Genomic DNA, 14361 nt, shown 5'->3' on the forward strand with positions numbered 1-14361 from the left:
GCAAAGGCGCCGACGGCACCTGCCGCCACCCGTGCCACCCGGACACGCCGAGTGACAACACCGATGAAATACGAAGGGTGACCGTCAGCGGCGGCGGACGGCGACCACGGCGACGTCGTCGTTGATCTCCGGCGGGGCCAGCTCGATCAGCAGCCGCTGGCAGAACTGGTCGAGGTCGTCGTCCACCCGGGTGGCCACCACGCCGAGCGCCGCCATGCCCTCGTCGATGGTGGCGTCCCGCCGCTCGATCAGCCCGTCGGTGTAGAGCACCAGCGTGGCCCCGGCCGGCAGCACGAACTCCAGATCGGGCGGGCGGGGCGCGCGCACCCCGAGCAGCGGCGCGGACTGGGTCACGAACTCGACCTGCCCGTCCCGGCTCAGCAACGCCGGCAGGTGCCCGGCGCTGGCCAGCCTGATCAGCCCGCTGCCCGGATGCAGCAGCAGCACGCAGATGGTGGCCAGCTCGGTCGGCAGCAGCGTACGCATCAGCTCGTTGACCCGGTCCAGGATCACGCCCGGCTGGTGCCCCTCGACCGCGTACGCCCGCACCGCGTGCCGCAGCTCGGCCATCACGGTGGCGGCGTGCAGCGAGTGCCCGGCCACGTCACCAATCGCCACCAGCAGGTGCCCGTCGAGCATCACCAGCTCGTAGAAGTCCCCGCCCACCTCGGTCTGCGCGCTCGCCGGCTCGTAGCGGACGGCCAGGTCCAGGCCGGCCACCTCCGGCAGTCGCCGGGGCAGCAGGCTGCGCTGGAGCGTCACCGCGATCCGGTGCTCCTCGTCGAAGGAACGCTGCGCCTCCACCGCCGAGGCGACGGCCTGGGCGAGCTGCACCAGCACCGGCGTACGCACGGTCTGGGTCGACGTGGGCACCACCACGTAGAGCGGGGCCCGGTCCTCCCGCAGCCGGGACGCGGCCACCGTCACCGTGTCACCGGCCGGCCAGTCGGTCAGCGGCCAGTTGGCGGCCTGGTCCACCCACACCCGGGTGCCGATCGGCACGCCGGTGTCGTCCACCACCCACGGCACGATCCCGGCCGGCGTGTGCGGGTCGACGGCCACCCCGGCCAGGCAGTCCCCGTCGAACGTCTCGGCGACCACCGCCGCCGGTGACCGGAAGATCCGCGCGGCGCTGGACGCCGCGGCCTCCAGCAGGCGGACGAAATTCGGCGACGCGTGCATCTCCACCGTGGCGTCGGCCAGCGTGGCCAGTCGCTCGGCGAGCTGCTCGGCCCGCCGCCGCGCCTGGTAGTAGCGCAGCACCGCGTGCGCGGTGGCGACCAGCTCCTCCGGCTCGATCGGCTCGGTCAGGTAGGCGTCCGCGCCCCGGGTGAGCCCCTGCGCCCGGTCCACCACGTCCACCGCGTGCGCGGAGACGTGGATGACCGGGATGGACGGGTTCATCTCCTTGATCCGCTCGCACACCTCGAAGCCGCTCATGTCCGGCAGCCGGACGTCGAGCACCACCAGGTCGAGCGGTTCCCGGGCCACCCGGTCCAGCGCCGCCGTGCCGTTCTCCGCCTCGACGGTCGTGAAACCGGCCCGGTTGAGCCACTTCACCAGCAGGTACCGCTTCGGGCCGCTGTCGTCGACCACCAGCACCGTCGCCGGCCCGCCGTCCACCGTCACGCTCCGCCCACGGGCAGGATCACGGTGAAGGTGCTGCCCCGGCCCGCTTCGCTGGTCAGCTCCAGCGTCCCGCCGAGCAGGGTGACCAGTCGCCGCGCGTACGGCAGGCCGAGGCCGGTGCCGCCGACCCGGGTCGTCCCGGGCACCTGGTAGAACTCCTCGAAGATCCGCTCGTGCAGCTCCGGCGGCATGCCGACGCCGGTGTCGGTGACCGAGAGCGACCACGCCCCGTCGCGACGTTCGGCGCGCAACCGCACCTCGCCCCGCTCGGTGAACTTCAGACCGTTGTGCAGCAGATTGCGCAGCACCTGGGCGAGCAGCACCTCGTCGGAGCGGACCGTGGCCGGGGTGGGCGGCTCCTCGACCACCAGCTCCACCTCCGGCCGGGTGGCCAGCGCCCGCAGCGTGCCGCGCAACTGCCCGAACACCGCGCGCAGGTCGACCTCGGACCAGTCCGGCTCGATCCGGCCCGACTCGGCCTTCGCCAGATCGAGCAGCTCGTTCACCAGGGCCAGCAGGTCGCCGGCGGAGGACCGGATCAGCCCCACCTGGCGGGCCTGTTCGCCGGTGAGCGGGTCGGAGGCGGAATCGGCCAGCAGCCGCCCCAACCCGATGATCGCGGTGACCGGGGCGCGCAGCTCGTGGCTGACGTTGGCCAGGAACCGGCTCTTCGACTCACTGGCGGCCCGCAGCTGGGCCGACTTCTCGTCCAGCTCGGCGTAGAGCGCCACCACGCCGCGGTTGGTCTCCTCCAGCTCCTCGGTGAGCTGGTTGTAGAGCGCCATCACGCCCTGGTTGGTCTCCTGCAGCTCGGAGTTGAGCACCTCCAGCTCGTCCCGCTGGCTGCGCACCTCGTCGAGCGCGGCGACGAGCTGGGCGTTCTGCGTGGCCAACTCGTCCAGCGCGGAGCCCGGAGCGCGACCGGCCAGCTCGTCACGGAGCTGGGCGGCGCGTTCCGGCGTCAGCTCCTCGGCGTGGTCCGGTACTCGTCGGGACATCCTCACGACGGTATCGCCCTCCACCGTGATCACCTGCAACGAGTCCACCAGACGAGCGACCGCGCCGGACTGCGGCTCGTACCGGCCGCCGGGGAGCGGACGGACCGGCGACAGGTCCACCCGGAGCCGGGACCGGCCGGCGGCGGCGTCCCGGTCCACGGCGAACGTGATGTCCGCGCCGTCGACACCGCGCAGCAGCTCCCGCGCCACCTCGCTGAGCGCGGTGGCGATCCGGACCTGGTCCTGGTGTTCCAGGCCGACCGCCGCGGCGACCTCCCGGCCCCGCTGGCGGACCAGGAAGATGTCCTGCTCGACCCGGAGCGCCAGGTGCAGGAGCGGATCGGTCATGCCGGCACCTGGGCGACCAGGACGGAGGCGTCGTCGCGGCGGATCCCGGCGTCGCGGAGCAGGGTCGCGGCGGCCAGCAGCGGCGAGCTGCCCGCCAACCCGGGATAGTCGTCCAGGTCCCAGCGGTCCACCACGCCGTCGCTGTGCATCACCAGCGTCGCGCCGGGCGGGAACGGGTAGTCGTACCCGCGGATGGTCGGACGCTGGTGCCCGGCGATGCCCGGCAGCGAGACGAGGCCCCGCCGCCGCTCGCCGGTGGCCACGATCATGGCGGCGATGTTGCCGAGACCGGCGTAGTGGAGCTGCCCGGTCGCGGGGTCCAGCTCGGCCACCGCGAGCGCCGCGCCCCTGGTGTGCGAGATGGCGGCGTGCAGGTGCCGCACCACGACGTCCGGCGGGCCGACCGGGGCCGAGCGGAACGCGGCGACCGCGGCCCCGGTGGCGGCGGCGGCCAGCGGCCCGTGCCCCAGCCCGTCACAGAGCAACACCTGCCGCCGGCCGTCGGCCAGCCGCACCGCGTACCCGTCGCCGCTGTCCTGCTCGCCGGTGATCGGCCGGGCCAGCCCGCCGGCCCAGTCCGGCTCCGGCGGCGGCCCGTCCCAGATCTGGACGGTGAGGACCGTGCCCCGGCCGGGCCGCGAGTAGCCGTCGAACCGGCTCGCCTGCCGTGCGATCGCGCCGAGGCCGATGCCGAGCGTGCCGACGGTGGAGTGCCCGTCGGCCGAGGAGAGCGTGAGGTCGGCCATGCCCGGGCCGGAGTCGATGGCCACCAGCTCCACCCCGGCCCGCCCGTCCCGACGCGCCGGGCGCATCAGCAGATTGCCCTCGCGGGCGTGCTTGACCAGGTTGCTGGTGATCTCGGCGGTGACGATCGCCAGGTCCGCGACGCGCGGCGCGCCCAGTTCGAGCTGCCGCCCGAGTCGCTCGGCGGCCCGGCGTACGCCGCCGACGGTCGCGCCGTTGTCGACCCGGAACCACACACCGTGGTCGGGGACCACGTCGGAGATCATCGCGACCACTTGGTGATGGTGATCGCCGTACCCTCGCCGACGGCGGTCTTGATGTCGAAGTCGTCGACGAGCCGGCGGGCGCCGCTGAGCCCCAGGCCCAGCCCGCCCCCGGTGGTGTAGCCGTCGGTGAGGGCCAGGTCGAGGTCGGAGATGCCCGGGCCCTGGTCGGCGAAGACGATGCGTACGCCGCGGCGGCGGCCGTCGGAGACGGTCATCACCTCGGCGCTGCCCCCGCCGCCGTAGATCAGCGTGTTGCGGGCCAGCTCGCTGGCGGCGGTGACCAGCTTGGTCTGGTCGACCAGGGAGAGCCGGACCGCGACCGCGGTGGTACGCACCAGCTGCCGGACCCGCACCACGTCCTCGTCGCTACGGATCGCCTGCGTCGCCGGCGTCCCCAGGTCGAGGCCGGCGGTCATGGCGTCGCCGTCGGGTCGGCGTCCTCGTCGTCGCCGAGCGCCACGTCCCCGTCGTCGGCGCGGGTCGCCGCGATCAGCTCCATGCCCCGCTCGACGTTCAGCGCGGTGCGGATGCCGTTGAGCGAGAGCCCCAGCTCGACCAGGGTGATGGCGACGGCGGGACGCATCCCGACCACCACCGTCTCGGCGTCCAGCACCTTGGAGATGGACGCGATGGTGGAGAGCATCCGGCCGACGAAGGAGTCGACGATGTCCAGCGCCGTGATGTCGATGATGACGCCGTGGCACCCGGTGGCGACGATCCGCTCGGCCAGGTCCTCCTGGAGCTGGATCGCCGTCTGGTCGGACATGTCGAGCTGGATGGAGACCAGCAGGATGTCGCCGATCTTGAGGATCGGCACCCGCTCCATCACGCCTCCCGGCGGGCGCGGCGGGCGGCGGTCTCGACCCCGCTCAGGCGCAGCACGTGGCGCAGCGCGTCGGCCAGGCTCGCCTTGGTGGCGATGTCGCCGAACTCGATGCCGAGGGCGACGATCGTCTGGGCGATCTGCGGCCGGATGCCGGAGATGATGCAGTCGGCGCCCATCAGCCGGGCGGCCACCACGGTCTTGAGGATGTGCTGGGCGACCTGGGTGTCCACCGCCGGCACGCCGGTGATGTCGATGATCGCGTACGGCGAGCCGGTGTCGACGAGCGTCTGCAGCAGCCGCTCCATCACCACCTGGGCGCGGGCCGAGTCGAGCGTGCCGACCAGCGGGACGGCGACCACGCCCTCCCAGAGCTTGACCACCGGCGTGGACAGCTCCAGCAGCTGCTCCGCCTGGTCGGCGATCAGGCTCTCCCGGGCCCGGACGAACGTCTCGAAGGTGAAGAGCCCCATCTGGTCGATCAGTGCGGAGAAGGCGACGAAGTCGCGCAGGGTCGTCTCGCCCTGCTCCTCCTCCATCAGCTCCAGCAGGGCGTCCTTGATCGCGAACACGCTGATCGCGGTCTCGGTGGCGCTGAATCCCTGCCGCGCGCGGGCGGTGGAGAGTTCCGCGAGCACCGCCCGCAGCTCGCCGCCGTGCTCGTCGGCCAGGTCGCCGAGACCATGTCGGCCGACGTCGACCAGGGCGCGGTGCAGCTCCTGCACCTGGCGGGCCAACTCGGCCCGGCTGAGGCGGCCGCGCAACGAACCGGCGACGATTTCGATCCAGCGGTTGGACAACCGGTCCGCGTGCCGACTCAGCAGGTCGGCGAGCCGACCACCCTGTTCTACGCTCAATGCCACGTTGACCTCCCAGATCTGGACGGGCGGACTCTATCACCGGGGTCTGCGGCACTACTTGTCACGGGACAAAGAAATGATCGACCACACCTGTGCCGGCTCCCGTTCTGCGCGGCGCGGCCATCGTGGGATACCGTTCCACCGAACACAGGAGGTCGACGAATGTCCCTGACGGTGCACACGGAACAGCGCGGCGACGTGGTCGTGGTGTCGGTCGCGGGCGAGCTGGACATGGCCACCGCACCGCAACTCCAGGACCAGATCACGGACCTGCTGGACAAGGGGCGGAGCCGCCTCGTGTTCGACCTGGCCGAGGTGTCGTTCTGCGACTCGACCGGGCTGTCGGTGTTCGTCCGCGCCAAGAACAGCTGCGACGAGGCCGGCGGCGTGGTCCGGCTGGCCGCCCCCCAGCGCGGCGTGCTGCGCATCCTCGAGGTCAGTGGCCTGGTCGAGGTGCTGCACACCTACCCGACGGTGGAGGAAGCCGTCGCGGGTGACCCCACCCCGGCCTCCTCCTGACCCACCCCCCTCAGCGCTCGTCCTCGATGTAGCGGGGACGGGCGATCACCATGCCCGCGGTCGTCTGCACGGCGAGTGCCAGCAGCAGGAAGCCGATCGGGGCGGTCCAGCCGCCGGTCGCCCCGTAGAGGATGCCGACCAGCAGCGGGCCGAGCGCGGCGATGACGTAGCCGGTGCTCTGCGCGAACGCGGAGAGCGCCACGGTGCCCTCGGCGGTGCGGGCGCGCAGCCCGATCGTGGTCAGGATGAGCGGGAACGCGCCCTGGCCGAGCGCGAGCAGCAGCACCCACAGCGGCGCCAGGCCGCGCGGCGCGAGCGCCAGACCGACGTACGCGGCGGCGGAGAACGCGGTCAGCGACAGCACCAGCGGGCGCAGCGTGGCCAGCCGACCGGCCAGCGCCGGCATCATCAGCGCCACCGGCACGCCCAGCGCGGTCACGCCGGCGAGCAGCAGGCCGGCCGCCTCGGGCCGGTAGCCGGCGTCCCGGAAGAGCTGGGCCAGCCAGCCCATGATCGCGTAACCGCTGAGCGACTGCGCCCCGAAGTAGACCGCCATGGCCCAGCCCAGCCGGGTCCGGCCCGGCCGCACCCGGGCCGGTGCGGCGACCGCCGCCGCCGGGGTCGCGGCCCGGTCGGCGGCCCGTCGGGCGGCGCGCGCCCGCAGCGACAGCGGCACCCACGGGATCACGGCCAGCGCGGCCAGCCCGGCCCACACGCCGAGCCCGGCCCGCCAGGAGCCGAAGGCGTGGGCCACCGGCACGGCGGAGGCGGCGGCGACCGTCGTGCCCACCGTGAGGGCCATCGTGTACGTCCCGGTGACCAGCCCGGTGCGATGCGGGAAGTGCTGCTTGACCAGCATCGGCAGCAGGATGTTCGCCACCGCGATGCCGGCCAGCGCGAGCGCGCTGGTGAGCACGAAGACGGTCGCCGAGCCGGTGACCGCACGCAGCACCTGCCCGACGGTGAGCGCGATCATGGCCAGCACCAGCACCCGGGGCGCGGCCCAGCGGCGGACCAGCCACGGGGTGAGCGCGCCCAGCCCGGCGAAGGCGACGGTGGGCAGTGTGGTGACCACGCCGGCCATGGCGCCGGAGAGGCCGAGCCCGACGCGGATCTCGTCGAGCAGCGCGCCCAGGCTGGTCACCGCGGCCCGCAGGTTCAGCGCGACGAGCAGCATCCCGACCAGCACCAGCAGGCCGCCGCGAACCGGGGTGACCGTCGAGGTCGGGCCGGCCGTCGGCAGCGGGCCGGGGGTGACGTCGGCGGTGGGCGCGGTGGTGGTGGGCGCGGGTGGCGGAGTCATGACCTTCAACCTACAATCATGGGATGAATTTCGGCAGCAGGTGTAACCGGTGACACCCGTGGTGGATTCCGTCGCCGTGCCGCCACGCGGCCACCGGGTCCGCCAGACGATCGAGCAGCTCCGGGCCCGCATCCTGGGCGGGGAGTGGCCGGTGGGCGGGCGCATCCCCACCGAGCCGCAGCTCGTCGCCGCGCTCGGCGTGGGGCGGAACACGGTCCGCGAGGCGGTCCGCGCGCTGGTGCACGCCGGCGTGCTGGAGTGCCGGCAGGGCTCCGGCACCTACGTGGTGTCGACCGACGAGCTGGCCCCGGTGGTGGCCCGCCGGCTCACCGACGACCGGATGACCGAGGTGATCGAGGTCCGGCGCGCGTTCGAGGTGGAGGCCGCCCGGCTCGCCGCGCTGCGGCGTACCGCTGCGGACCTGGCGGCGCTCGACGGCGCGCTCGACGCCCGGGAGGCCGCGTGGCGCTCCGGCCGGGTGGACGAGTTCGTGGAGGCGGACGCCGCGCTGCACACGGTGGTGGTGGCTGCCGCGCACAACGCCATGCTCGCCGAGCTGTACGCGTCGGTCGGCGTCGCGCTGCGCAACACCGTCGCCCAGGCCATGGGCCCGGCGCTGACCGACGAGCGGTACGTCGACCACGGTCGACTGGTCGAGGCGATCCGGGCCGGTGACCCGGAGCGGGCAGCGGTCGAGGCCGGTGCTTTTCTCGAAGGGCCGTCCCGGGCATAGGTTGTCCCCGACGGAGATTCGGACAGCACGGGAGAGCGAATGCTCAAGGGCTTCAAAGACTTCATCATGCGCGGCAACGTCGTCGACCTGGCGGTCGGCGTCGTCATCGGTGCCGCGTTCACCGGCGTGGTCACGCAGTTGACCAAGTCGTTCCTGGAACCGCTGGTGCGGGTGGTCATCGTGTTGATCACCGGCAACAACGACGGGCTCAAGGGCTCGACCCCGAGGTTCCGGGGCATCCCGTTCGACTGGGTGGCGTTCGTCAACGCGCTGATCACGTTCGCGCTGACCGCGGCCGCGCTCTACTTCCTGGTCGTCTACCCGATGAACCGGCTCGCCGAGCGGCGCAAGCGCGGCGAGGAGCCGCCGCCCTCCGCGCCCAGCGAGGAGGTCAAGCTGCTCACCGAGATCCGGGACGCGCTGCTCGCCGGCGGGCACGGCACGCCCGCCCAGCGCGGCGCGCTGGACGACGTGCTCGGCCGCCGGCAGGAGCCGCCGGCACCGCGCTGACGCCATAGCGCATCGGCCCCCGCGGAGATTCCGCGGGGGCCGACCCGAATCGAACACATGTTCGATAGAGTCCGGCCATGGAGCAGCGTAGGCACTGGTGGAACGGGAAATGGGGGCGGCTCGCCCGGCGGGACGTCTTCCTCCGGGTGGACGGCGACCGCTGGCACGTGGAGCAGCGCGCCGGCGGCGCCGAGGGGGTCTCCCGCTTTTACGAGCACGCCAGCGTCGAGGAGGCCGAGGAGACGGTCCGGGCGCTGCTCGACGGGCCGGACACCTGGCGCGAGCTGTCGCCGCGCCCGCCGGGCGGCTGGGCCCCCTCCGTTTAGCGCCGGCGCGCCCCGGGAACCGCTCCACCATGAGCCAGCAGCAGGACACCGTCTCCCGGGTCACCACCGGCATGCGGGTGGTCGACTCCACCGGCGTCGAGATCGGCACCGTGGATCTCGTCCAGCGCGGCGACCCGGCCGCGGTGACCGTGGAGGCGCCCGCCCCGGTGGACCCGGGCAGCAGCCTCGACGAGTTGATCGAGTCGGCCGCCGTCGAGGAGCCGGACGTGCCGGCCGACCTGGCCGCCCGGCTGCTGCGCGAGGGCTACCTCAAGGTCTCCACCGCGCTGGCCGACTCCGGCGCCGTCTACGTGCTGGCCGACCGGATCGCGGGGGTCACCGACGGCGCGGTCCGCCTCACCGTCCCGGCCGCGGAGCTGCCCGCCGAGGAGTGACCACGTCGCCCAGCCCGAACGCGGCCCAGCCCGAACGTAACGTTTGTAGGCCATTCGGCCCCACCGGTCGCCGCCGAGGGGAGCGCAGGCAGCCATCAAGGGCCGCAGGCTCGAGCGGTCTGGCGGTCGACGCCGGAAGGGCCAGGCCGGAAGCCGTCACGACGGCTGGCGAGAGGCCACCAGGTCCGCGTCCATGCCGGACCGGTCGCCTGGATCGATCGGCGTCGAGGAGGCGGGCGTCAGGGCGATCGGGCGGCGGCGGAGGAGCAGGAGCATCAGGCAGCCGGCGACCAGGCCCCAGAACGCGCCGCCGATCCCGAGCAGGCTCACCCCGGAGGCGGTGACCACCAGCGTGACGACGGCGGCCTCCCGGGCGTACGGCTCGGCGACCGCCGCCGACACCGCGCCGGCCAGCGCGGCGAGCAGGGCGAGCCCGGCGACCGCCTCGACCAGCACCGGCGGGGAGAGCAGCACCAGCGCGGTGGCCACGCCGGCGCCGAGGCCGAGCAGGGCCAGGCCGATGCCGGCGGTGACCGAGGCGATCCAGCGCCGGTCCGGGTCGGGGTGGGCGTCCGGGCCGGCGGCGAGCGCGGCGGTGATCGCGGCCAGGTTCACCGCGTGGCCGCCGGCCGGCGCGCCGAGCGCGGTGGCCAGGCCGGTGACGCGCAGCGCGGAGCCGAGCGGGGCGCGGTAGCCGAAGCCGGCGAGCACGGCGGTGCCGGGCACGTTCTGCGCCGCCATGGTGACCAGGAACAACGGCAGCGCGAGCCCGACGATCGCGGGCAGCGTCCAGGCCGGCGCGGTCAGCGCGATCACCGGCGCGGCGTCCAGCCGGGCCGGCCCGGTCGTGGTGAGCGCGATCGCCACCACGGCCACGGCGAGCGCGCCGGGAACCGCCCAGCGGCGGGCGAAGCGGTGCAGCAGCAGCCAGACGAGCACCACCGGCCCGGCCAGCCGGGGCACCTCCACCAGGGCGCGTACCGGTGCGGTGCAGAGCGGCAGCAGCACCCCGGCGAGCATGGCGGAGGCGATCGGGGCGGGGATCGCGGCGACCGCGCGCCCGAGCGCGGGGATCAGTCCGGCGGCGACGATCAACGCTCCGGTGAGCAGGAAGGCGCCCACCGCGGCGGGCCAGCCGCCGGGGACCGGCCCGGTGGCGACCAGCAGCGCCGCGCCGGGCGTGGACCAGGCGATGGCGAGCGGCAGCCGGTGTCGCAGGCCGAGCCAGACGGCGCAGCAGCCGCTGGCCACGCAGAGGGCGAGCAGGCCGGAGGCGGCCTGGGCCGGGTCGGCGCCGACCGCGCGCAGCCCGGCCAGCACGACGGTGAACGAGCTGGCGAAGCCGACCAGGGCGGTCACCACGCCGGCCAGCACGGGTTGGAGTCGACCGGCCACGCTTCCCCCTCCGGTGTTCCGTTTACGGAACGAGATGATGTAGCACGATAGCCCCATGGATGTCGGCCCGCGGATCCGCGCCCTCCGGACGGAACGGGGGATCTCGCTCTCCGAGCTGGCCCGGCTGGCCGGCGTCGGGAAGGCCACGCTCTCCGGCCTGGAGAACGGCGTGCGCAACCCCACCCTGGAGACGCTGTACGCGATCACCGCGCAACTCGGCGTGCCGCTGACCGCCGTGCTGTCGGCCCCCGAGGAGACGCCGACCGTACGCGGGGTCGCGGTCGGGGCCACGCTGCTGGAGGTGTTCCACGACCGTGACGCGACCTACGAGCTGTACCGGATGCGGGTCAGTCCGGGGCCGGCGCAGCTCTCCCCGGCGCACCAGGCCGGCGTGACCGAACACGTGACGGTGTTCTCCGGCACGCTGCGCGCCGGGCCGGTGGACGCTCCGCTCACCGCCGGCCCGGGCGAGTACCTGCGCTGGACCTCCGACGTGCCGCACAGCTACGCCGCGGTGGGCGACGAGCAGGTCCGGGCCAGCCTGCTGCTGCGCTATCCCCGTCCGTCCGGTAAGGACAATTGACACATACCCGGGATGCAAGCGGATGACATTTCTTTCCGCCGACGCGGCAACGCGTAGAGACGCGGGGCCGTTGTTCTTGGCAAGCTTGTCCCCATGACGCTCATCCTCCGCTCGGCGATCCTCAACGACGTCGGCCTCGTCCGGACCAACAACGAGGACTCCGCCCTCGCCGGTGACCGCCTGGTGGCGGTGGCCGACGGCATGGGCGGCCTGCCGGCCGGCGAGGTGGCCAGCGAGATCGTCATCCGGATCCTGGACGAGCTGACCCCGCCCACCGGCGCCGACGAGGCGGCCGACGCGCTGCGCGCCGTGGTGAGCACCGCGAACCAGCGCATCCGCGCGGCCATCACCGTGGACCCGGCCCGCGACGGCATGGGTACGACGCTGACCGCCGCCCTGCTGGCCGGCGACACGCTGGTCCTCGCCCAGGTCGGCGACTCCCGCTGCTACCTGCTGCGCGACCACGAGCTGACCCAGCTCACCCGCGACGACACGTTCGTGCAGGCGCTGGTCGACCAGGGCGCGCTCTCCCGCGACCAGGCCCGCCACCACCCGCAGCGCTCGCTGGTCACCCGCGCGGTGCAGGGCTCGGACGCGCCACCGGCGGTCGGCGCGCTCGCCGTCTTCCCCGGCGACCGGCTGCTGCTGTGCAGCGACGGCCTCTCCGACTACGTGGAGGACGCCGCGATCGCCGCGGCGCTGGCCACCTACGGCGACCGCCAGCAGTGCGGCGAGCAGTTGGTGAAGCTGGCCCACCAGGCCGGCGCGCCGGACAACGTCACCGTGGTCATCTCCGACGTCACCGAGGCCTGATCCCGGTCCCATTCGGGTTGCGACCCCCGCCCGGGCACGTTGGGATGAACGGATGCACATTCGCCGCCTGGCCGCCGAGGACCGCCTGACCACCAGCTTCCCGCTGCAGGCGTACGCGTTCGAGGCGTCGCCGATGACGGCGGCCCGGACCGACGAGTTCCGGGCCTACCTGCCGTACAACACGGGGAACACGACGCTTGTGGTCGAGGAGAAGGGCGTCACCACGGCGGCGGCGTCGGCGATCCCGATGCGGCAGAACCTGCGCGGCGCGGTGCTGCCGATGGCCGGCGTCGCGGGGGTGGCCACCCACCCGCTGGCCCGCCGGCGCGGGCACGTGCGGACGCTGATGCACCAGCTCCTCGACGGGATGCGCGACGAGGGGCACCAGCTCACCGCGCTGCACCCGTTCCGCGCCTCGTTCTACGAGCGCTTCGGCTACGTCGGGCTGCCCCGGCGGCGTACCGCGGTCTTCGCCCCGGCGGACCTGGCGTCGCTGCTCCGGTCCGAGCTGCCCGACGAGTTGGTGTGGGAGCGGATCGGCGCGGGCTACCCGCGGTGGCGCGCCTACACCGACCGGTGCCTGCGCGAGCGGCACGGCTTCGCGGTCTTCCCCGACTTCCGGGCGGTCGGGTTGCGCGAGCGGGACGACCGCTGGCTGGTCAGCGTGGTGCGGGGCGGCGAGACGGTCGGCGCGGTCACCTACCGGATCGACGACCACGCCGGCACGTTGATCGCCGACGACCTGCTCTTCGACGACGCGTACGCGCGGACGTCGCTGCTGCAGTTCTTCGCCCGGCACGTCGACCAGGTGGCCCGGGTCAGCGTCCAGTTGCCGCCCGAGGAGCTGCCCGAGCTGTGGCTCACCGACCTGGACGTGCAGGTGGAGGCGCGGGTGGCCCGGCCCGACCCGACCGCGCCGATGGCCCGGCTGCTCAGCCTGGAGGCGCTCGCCGACCAGCCGGTCGGGGTGGGCCGGGTGCTCGTCGAGCTGGTCGGCGACCGCTGGCTCGCCGGCCGGCACCTGCTCGACGGCACCACCGGCAAGCTGGCGGTGCTGCCGGCCGCCAGCGCCGCCGAGGGCAGCGTGCCGTGCGCGCGACTCACCGCCGCCGGGTTCTCCGCCCTGGCGTACGGGGTGCTCGACCCGGCCGAGGTGGCGGTTCGCGGGCTGGGCGAGGTGCCGGTGGAGGCGGCCACCGAGCTGCGCCGGCTCTTCCCCCGTGAGCTGCCCTACCTGTTCGCCGACTTCTGATCGGGTTGGCAGTGCCGGGCCGGGGGTAGGGTCCTGCGCGTGCCGGAGTGGTTGGAAGCGGGATTCTGGGGCCTGCTCGCCGGGTCCGCCCTGTTGATCGGGGCGGCCGTCGGGTTCTTCGTGCGGGTGCCGCGCCGGGCGACCGCCTCGGTGATGGCGTTCGGGGCCGGCGTGCTGCTCTCCGCCGTCTCGTTCGAGCTGATCGACGAGGCGCACAAGCAGGGCGGCCTGTTGCCGGTGGCGATCGGCGCGGCGGCCGGCGCGCTCGCGTACACCGGGGCGAACGTGCTGCTGGCCCGGCGCGGGGCGCGACACCGCAAGCGCTCCGGCGACGAGCAGCCCTCCGAGCGGCAGCAGCCCGGTTCGGGCAACGCGATCGCGGTCGGCGCGCTGCTCGACGGCGTACCGGAGTCGGTGGTGATCGGCACGAGTTTGCTGGCCGGCGGCCCGGTCAGCTTCGTCACGGTGATCGCGGTCTTCCTCAGCAACGTGCCGGAGGGGCTGTCCAGCGCGGCCGGCATGCGGCAGGCCGGACGGACCCGGCGGTACGTCTTCGGGCTCTGGATCACCATCGCGTTGATCTCCGGCGCCGCGTCGCTGGCCGGGTACACGCTGCTCGGCGGCGCCCCGCCCGAGGTGCTGGCCACCATCACCGCGCTCGCGGCCGGCGCGATCCTCGCCATGATCACCGACACCATGGTCCCGGAGGCGTTCGAGGACGCGCACCTGCTGGTCGGCCTGATCACCGTGCTCGGTTTCCTGGTCGCGTTCGCCCTCTCCCACGCCTGAGGGCCGGGGTGGCTGGCTTAGCGGCGGGTTAAGGATCGCCGGCGGAGTCGTGCCGGGGCGGCCCGCCCTCCTAGC

At 73.9% G+C, this 14361-nt stretch carries 17 protein-coding genes; 9 read left to right on the forward strand and 8 right to left on the reverse strand.

Going from position 1 to position 14361, the window contains the following annotated elements:
* Positions 1 to 84 precede the first annotated feature (84 nt).
* The 6 genes from ACGFI2_RS12825 to ACGFI2_RS12850 are packed head-to-tail and all read right to left on the reverse strand — an operon-like array spanning position 85 to position 5671.
* The gene (locus tag ACGFI2_RS12825) at positions 85 to 1623 is read right to left on the reverse strand and encodes a SpoIIE family protein phosphatase (protein WP_393515134.1); all 1539 of its coding nucleotides are present in this window, start codon (positions 1621 to 1623) and stop codon (positions 85 to 87) included.
* Positions 1624 to 1625: 2 nt separating this feature from the next.
* Positions 1626 to 2975 carry a sensor histidine kinase gene (locus ACGFI2_RS12830; protein ID WP_393515137.1) on the reverse strand — a complete coding sequence of 450 codons (1350 nt, stop codon included), beginning with the start codon at positions 2973 to 2975 and terminating at the stop codon, positions 1626 to 1628.
* Positions 2972 to 3985 (reverse strand): SpoIIE family protein phosphatase, encoded by a 1014-nt coding sequence (locus tag ACGFI2_RS12835; protein ID WP_393515800.1) that lies wholly within the window; start codon positions 3983 to 3985, stop codon positions 2972 to 2974. The genes ACGFI2_RS12830 and ACGFI2_RS12835 overlap by 4 nt, the downstream gene beginning before the upstream one ends.
* Positions 3982 to 4401 (reverse strand): ATP-binding protein, encoded by a 420-nt coding sequence (locus ACGFI2_RS12840; RefSeq protein ID WP_393515140.1) that lies wholly within the window; start codon positions 4399 to 4401, stop codon positions 3982 to 3984. The genes ACGFI2_RS12835 and ACGFI2_RS12840 overlap by 4 nt, the downstream gene beginning before the upstream one ends.
* On the reverse strand, positions 4398 to 4811 hold the full coding sequence (locus ACGFI2_RS12845; protein ID WP_393515143.1) for an STAS domain-containing protein: 414 nt from the start codon (positions 4809 to 4811) through the stop codon (positions 4398 to 4400). The genes ACGFI2_RS12840 and ACGFI2_RS12845 overlap by 4 nt, the downstream gene beginning before the upstream one ends.
* The gene (locus ACGFI2_RS12850) at positions 4811 to 5671 is read right to left on the reverse strand and encodes an STAS domain-containing protein (RefSeq protein WP_393515146.1); all 861 of its coding nucleotides are present in this window, start codon (positions 5669 to 5671) and stop codon (positions 4811 to 4813) included. The genes ACGFI2_RS12845 and ACGFI2_RS12850 overlap by 1 nt, the downstream gene beginning before the upstream one ends.
* A 159-nt stretch (positions 5672 to 5830) precedes the next feature.
* Between ACGFI2_RS12850 and ACGFI2_RS12855 the strand changes: the two genes are divergently transcribed.
* Positions 5831 to 6187: an STAS domain-containing protein gene (locus ACGFI2_RS12855; RefSeq protein WP_393515149.1), complete on the forward strand. Its 357-nt coding sequence runs from the start codon at positions 5831 to 5833 to the stop codon at positions 6185 to 6187.
* A 10-nt stretch (positions 6188 to 6197) separates the two neighbouring features.
* Here the strand turns inward: ACGFI2_RS12855 and ACGFI2_RS12860 are convergent, their stop codons facing one another.
* Positions 6198 to 7490: an MFS transporter gene (locus tag ACGFI2_RS12860; protein WP_393515152.1), complete on the reverse strand. Its 1293-nt coding sequence runs from the start codon at positions 7488 to 7490 to the stop codon at positions 6198 to 6200.
* Between the two features lie 58 nt (positions 7491 to 7548).
* On the opposite strand from ACGFI2_RS12860, the gene ACGFI2_RS12865 reads away from it, so the two are divergent.
* From ACGFI2_RS12865 to ACGFI2_RS12880, 4 genes are all read left to right on the forward strand, one after another.
* Positions 7549 to 8223, forward strand: coding sequence for a FadR/GntR family transcriptional regulator (locus ACGFI2_RS12865; RefSeq protein ID WP_393515803.1), 675 nt, complete (start codon positions 7549 to 7551; stop codon positions 8221 to 8223).
* Positions 8224 to 8262: 39 nt separating this feature from the next.
* Positions 8263 to 8733, forward strand: a complete 471-nt coding sequence (mscL, locus tag ACGFI2_RS12870; protein WP_393515155.1) for a large conductance mechanosensitive channel protein MscL — start codon at positions 8263 to 8265, stop codon at positions 8731 to 8733.
* Positions 8734 to 8810: 77 nt separating this feature from the next.
* Complete coding sequence (locus tag ACGFI2_RS12875) at positions 8811 to 9059, forward strand: hypothetical protein (RefSeq protein ID WP_091062994.1); 249 nt, start codon at positions 8811 to 8813, stop codon at positions 9057 to 9059.
* A gap of 29 nt (positions 9060 to 9088) precedes the next feature.
* On the forward strand, positions 9089 to 9454 hold the full coding sequence (locus tag ACGFI2_RS12880; protein WP_393515159.1) for a hypothetical protein: 366 nt from the start codon (positions 9089 to 9091) through the stop codon (positions 9452 to 9454).
* A gap of 156 nt (positions 9455 to 9610) precedes the next feature.
* Here ACGFI2_RS12880 and ACGFI2_RS12885 read toward each other — a convergent pair whose 3' ends face one another.
* Positions 9611 to 10849, reverse strand: a complete 1239-nt coding sequence (locus ACGFI2_RS12885) for a benzoate/H(+) symporter BenE family transporter (RefSeq protein ID WP_393515162.1) — start codon at positions 10847 to 10849, stop codon at positions 9611 to 9613.
* Positions 10850 to 10904: 55 nt separating this feature from the next.
* Between ACGFI2_RS12885 and ACGFI2_RS12890 the strand changes: the two genes are divergently transcribed.
* The 4 genes from ACGFI2_RS12890 (at position 10905) to ACGFI2_RS12905 (ending at position 14286) form a co-directional block, all read left to right on the forward strand.
* Entirely contained in the window at positions 10905 to 11432 is a 528-nt protein-coding gene (locus tag ACGFI2_RS12890; protein WP_393515165.1) for a helix-turn-helix domain-containing protein, read from the forward strand.
* A gap of 93 nt (positions 11433 to 11525) precedes the next feature.
* Positions 11526 to 12245 carry a PP2C family protein-serine/threonine phosphatase gene (locus tag ACGFI2_RS12895; RefSeq protein ID WP_393515168.1) on the forward strand — a complete coding sequence of 240 codons (720 nt, stop codon included), beginning with the start codon at positions 11526 to 11528 and terminating at the stop codon, positions 12243 to 12245.
* A gap of 52 nt (positions 12246 to 12297) precedes the next feature.
* Complete coding sequence (gene eis, locus ACGFI2_RS12900; protein WP_393515171.1) at positions 12298 to 13497, forward strand: enhanced intracellular survival protein Eis; 1200 nt, start codon at positions 12298 to 12300, stop codon at positions 13495 to 13497.
* 39 nt (positions 13498 to 13536) lie between these two features.
* The gene (locus ACGFI2_RS12905; RefSeq protein ID WP_393515174.1) at positions 13537 to 14286 is read left to right on the forward strand and encodes a ZIP family metal transporter; all 750 of its coding nucleotides are present in this window, start codon (positions 13537 to 13539) and stop codon (positions 14284 to 14286) included.
* The last annotated feature ends 75 nt before the right edge of the window (positions 14287 to 14361 follow it).

The sequence above is a fragment of the Micromonospora sp. NPDC049282 genome (genome assembly GCF_043197045.1).
Taxonomy (GTDB): domain Bacteria; phylum Actinomycetota; class Actinomycetes; order Mycobacteriales; family Micromonosporaceae; genus Micromonospora.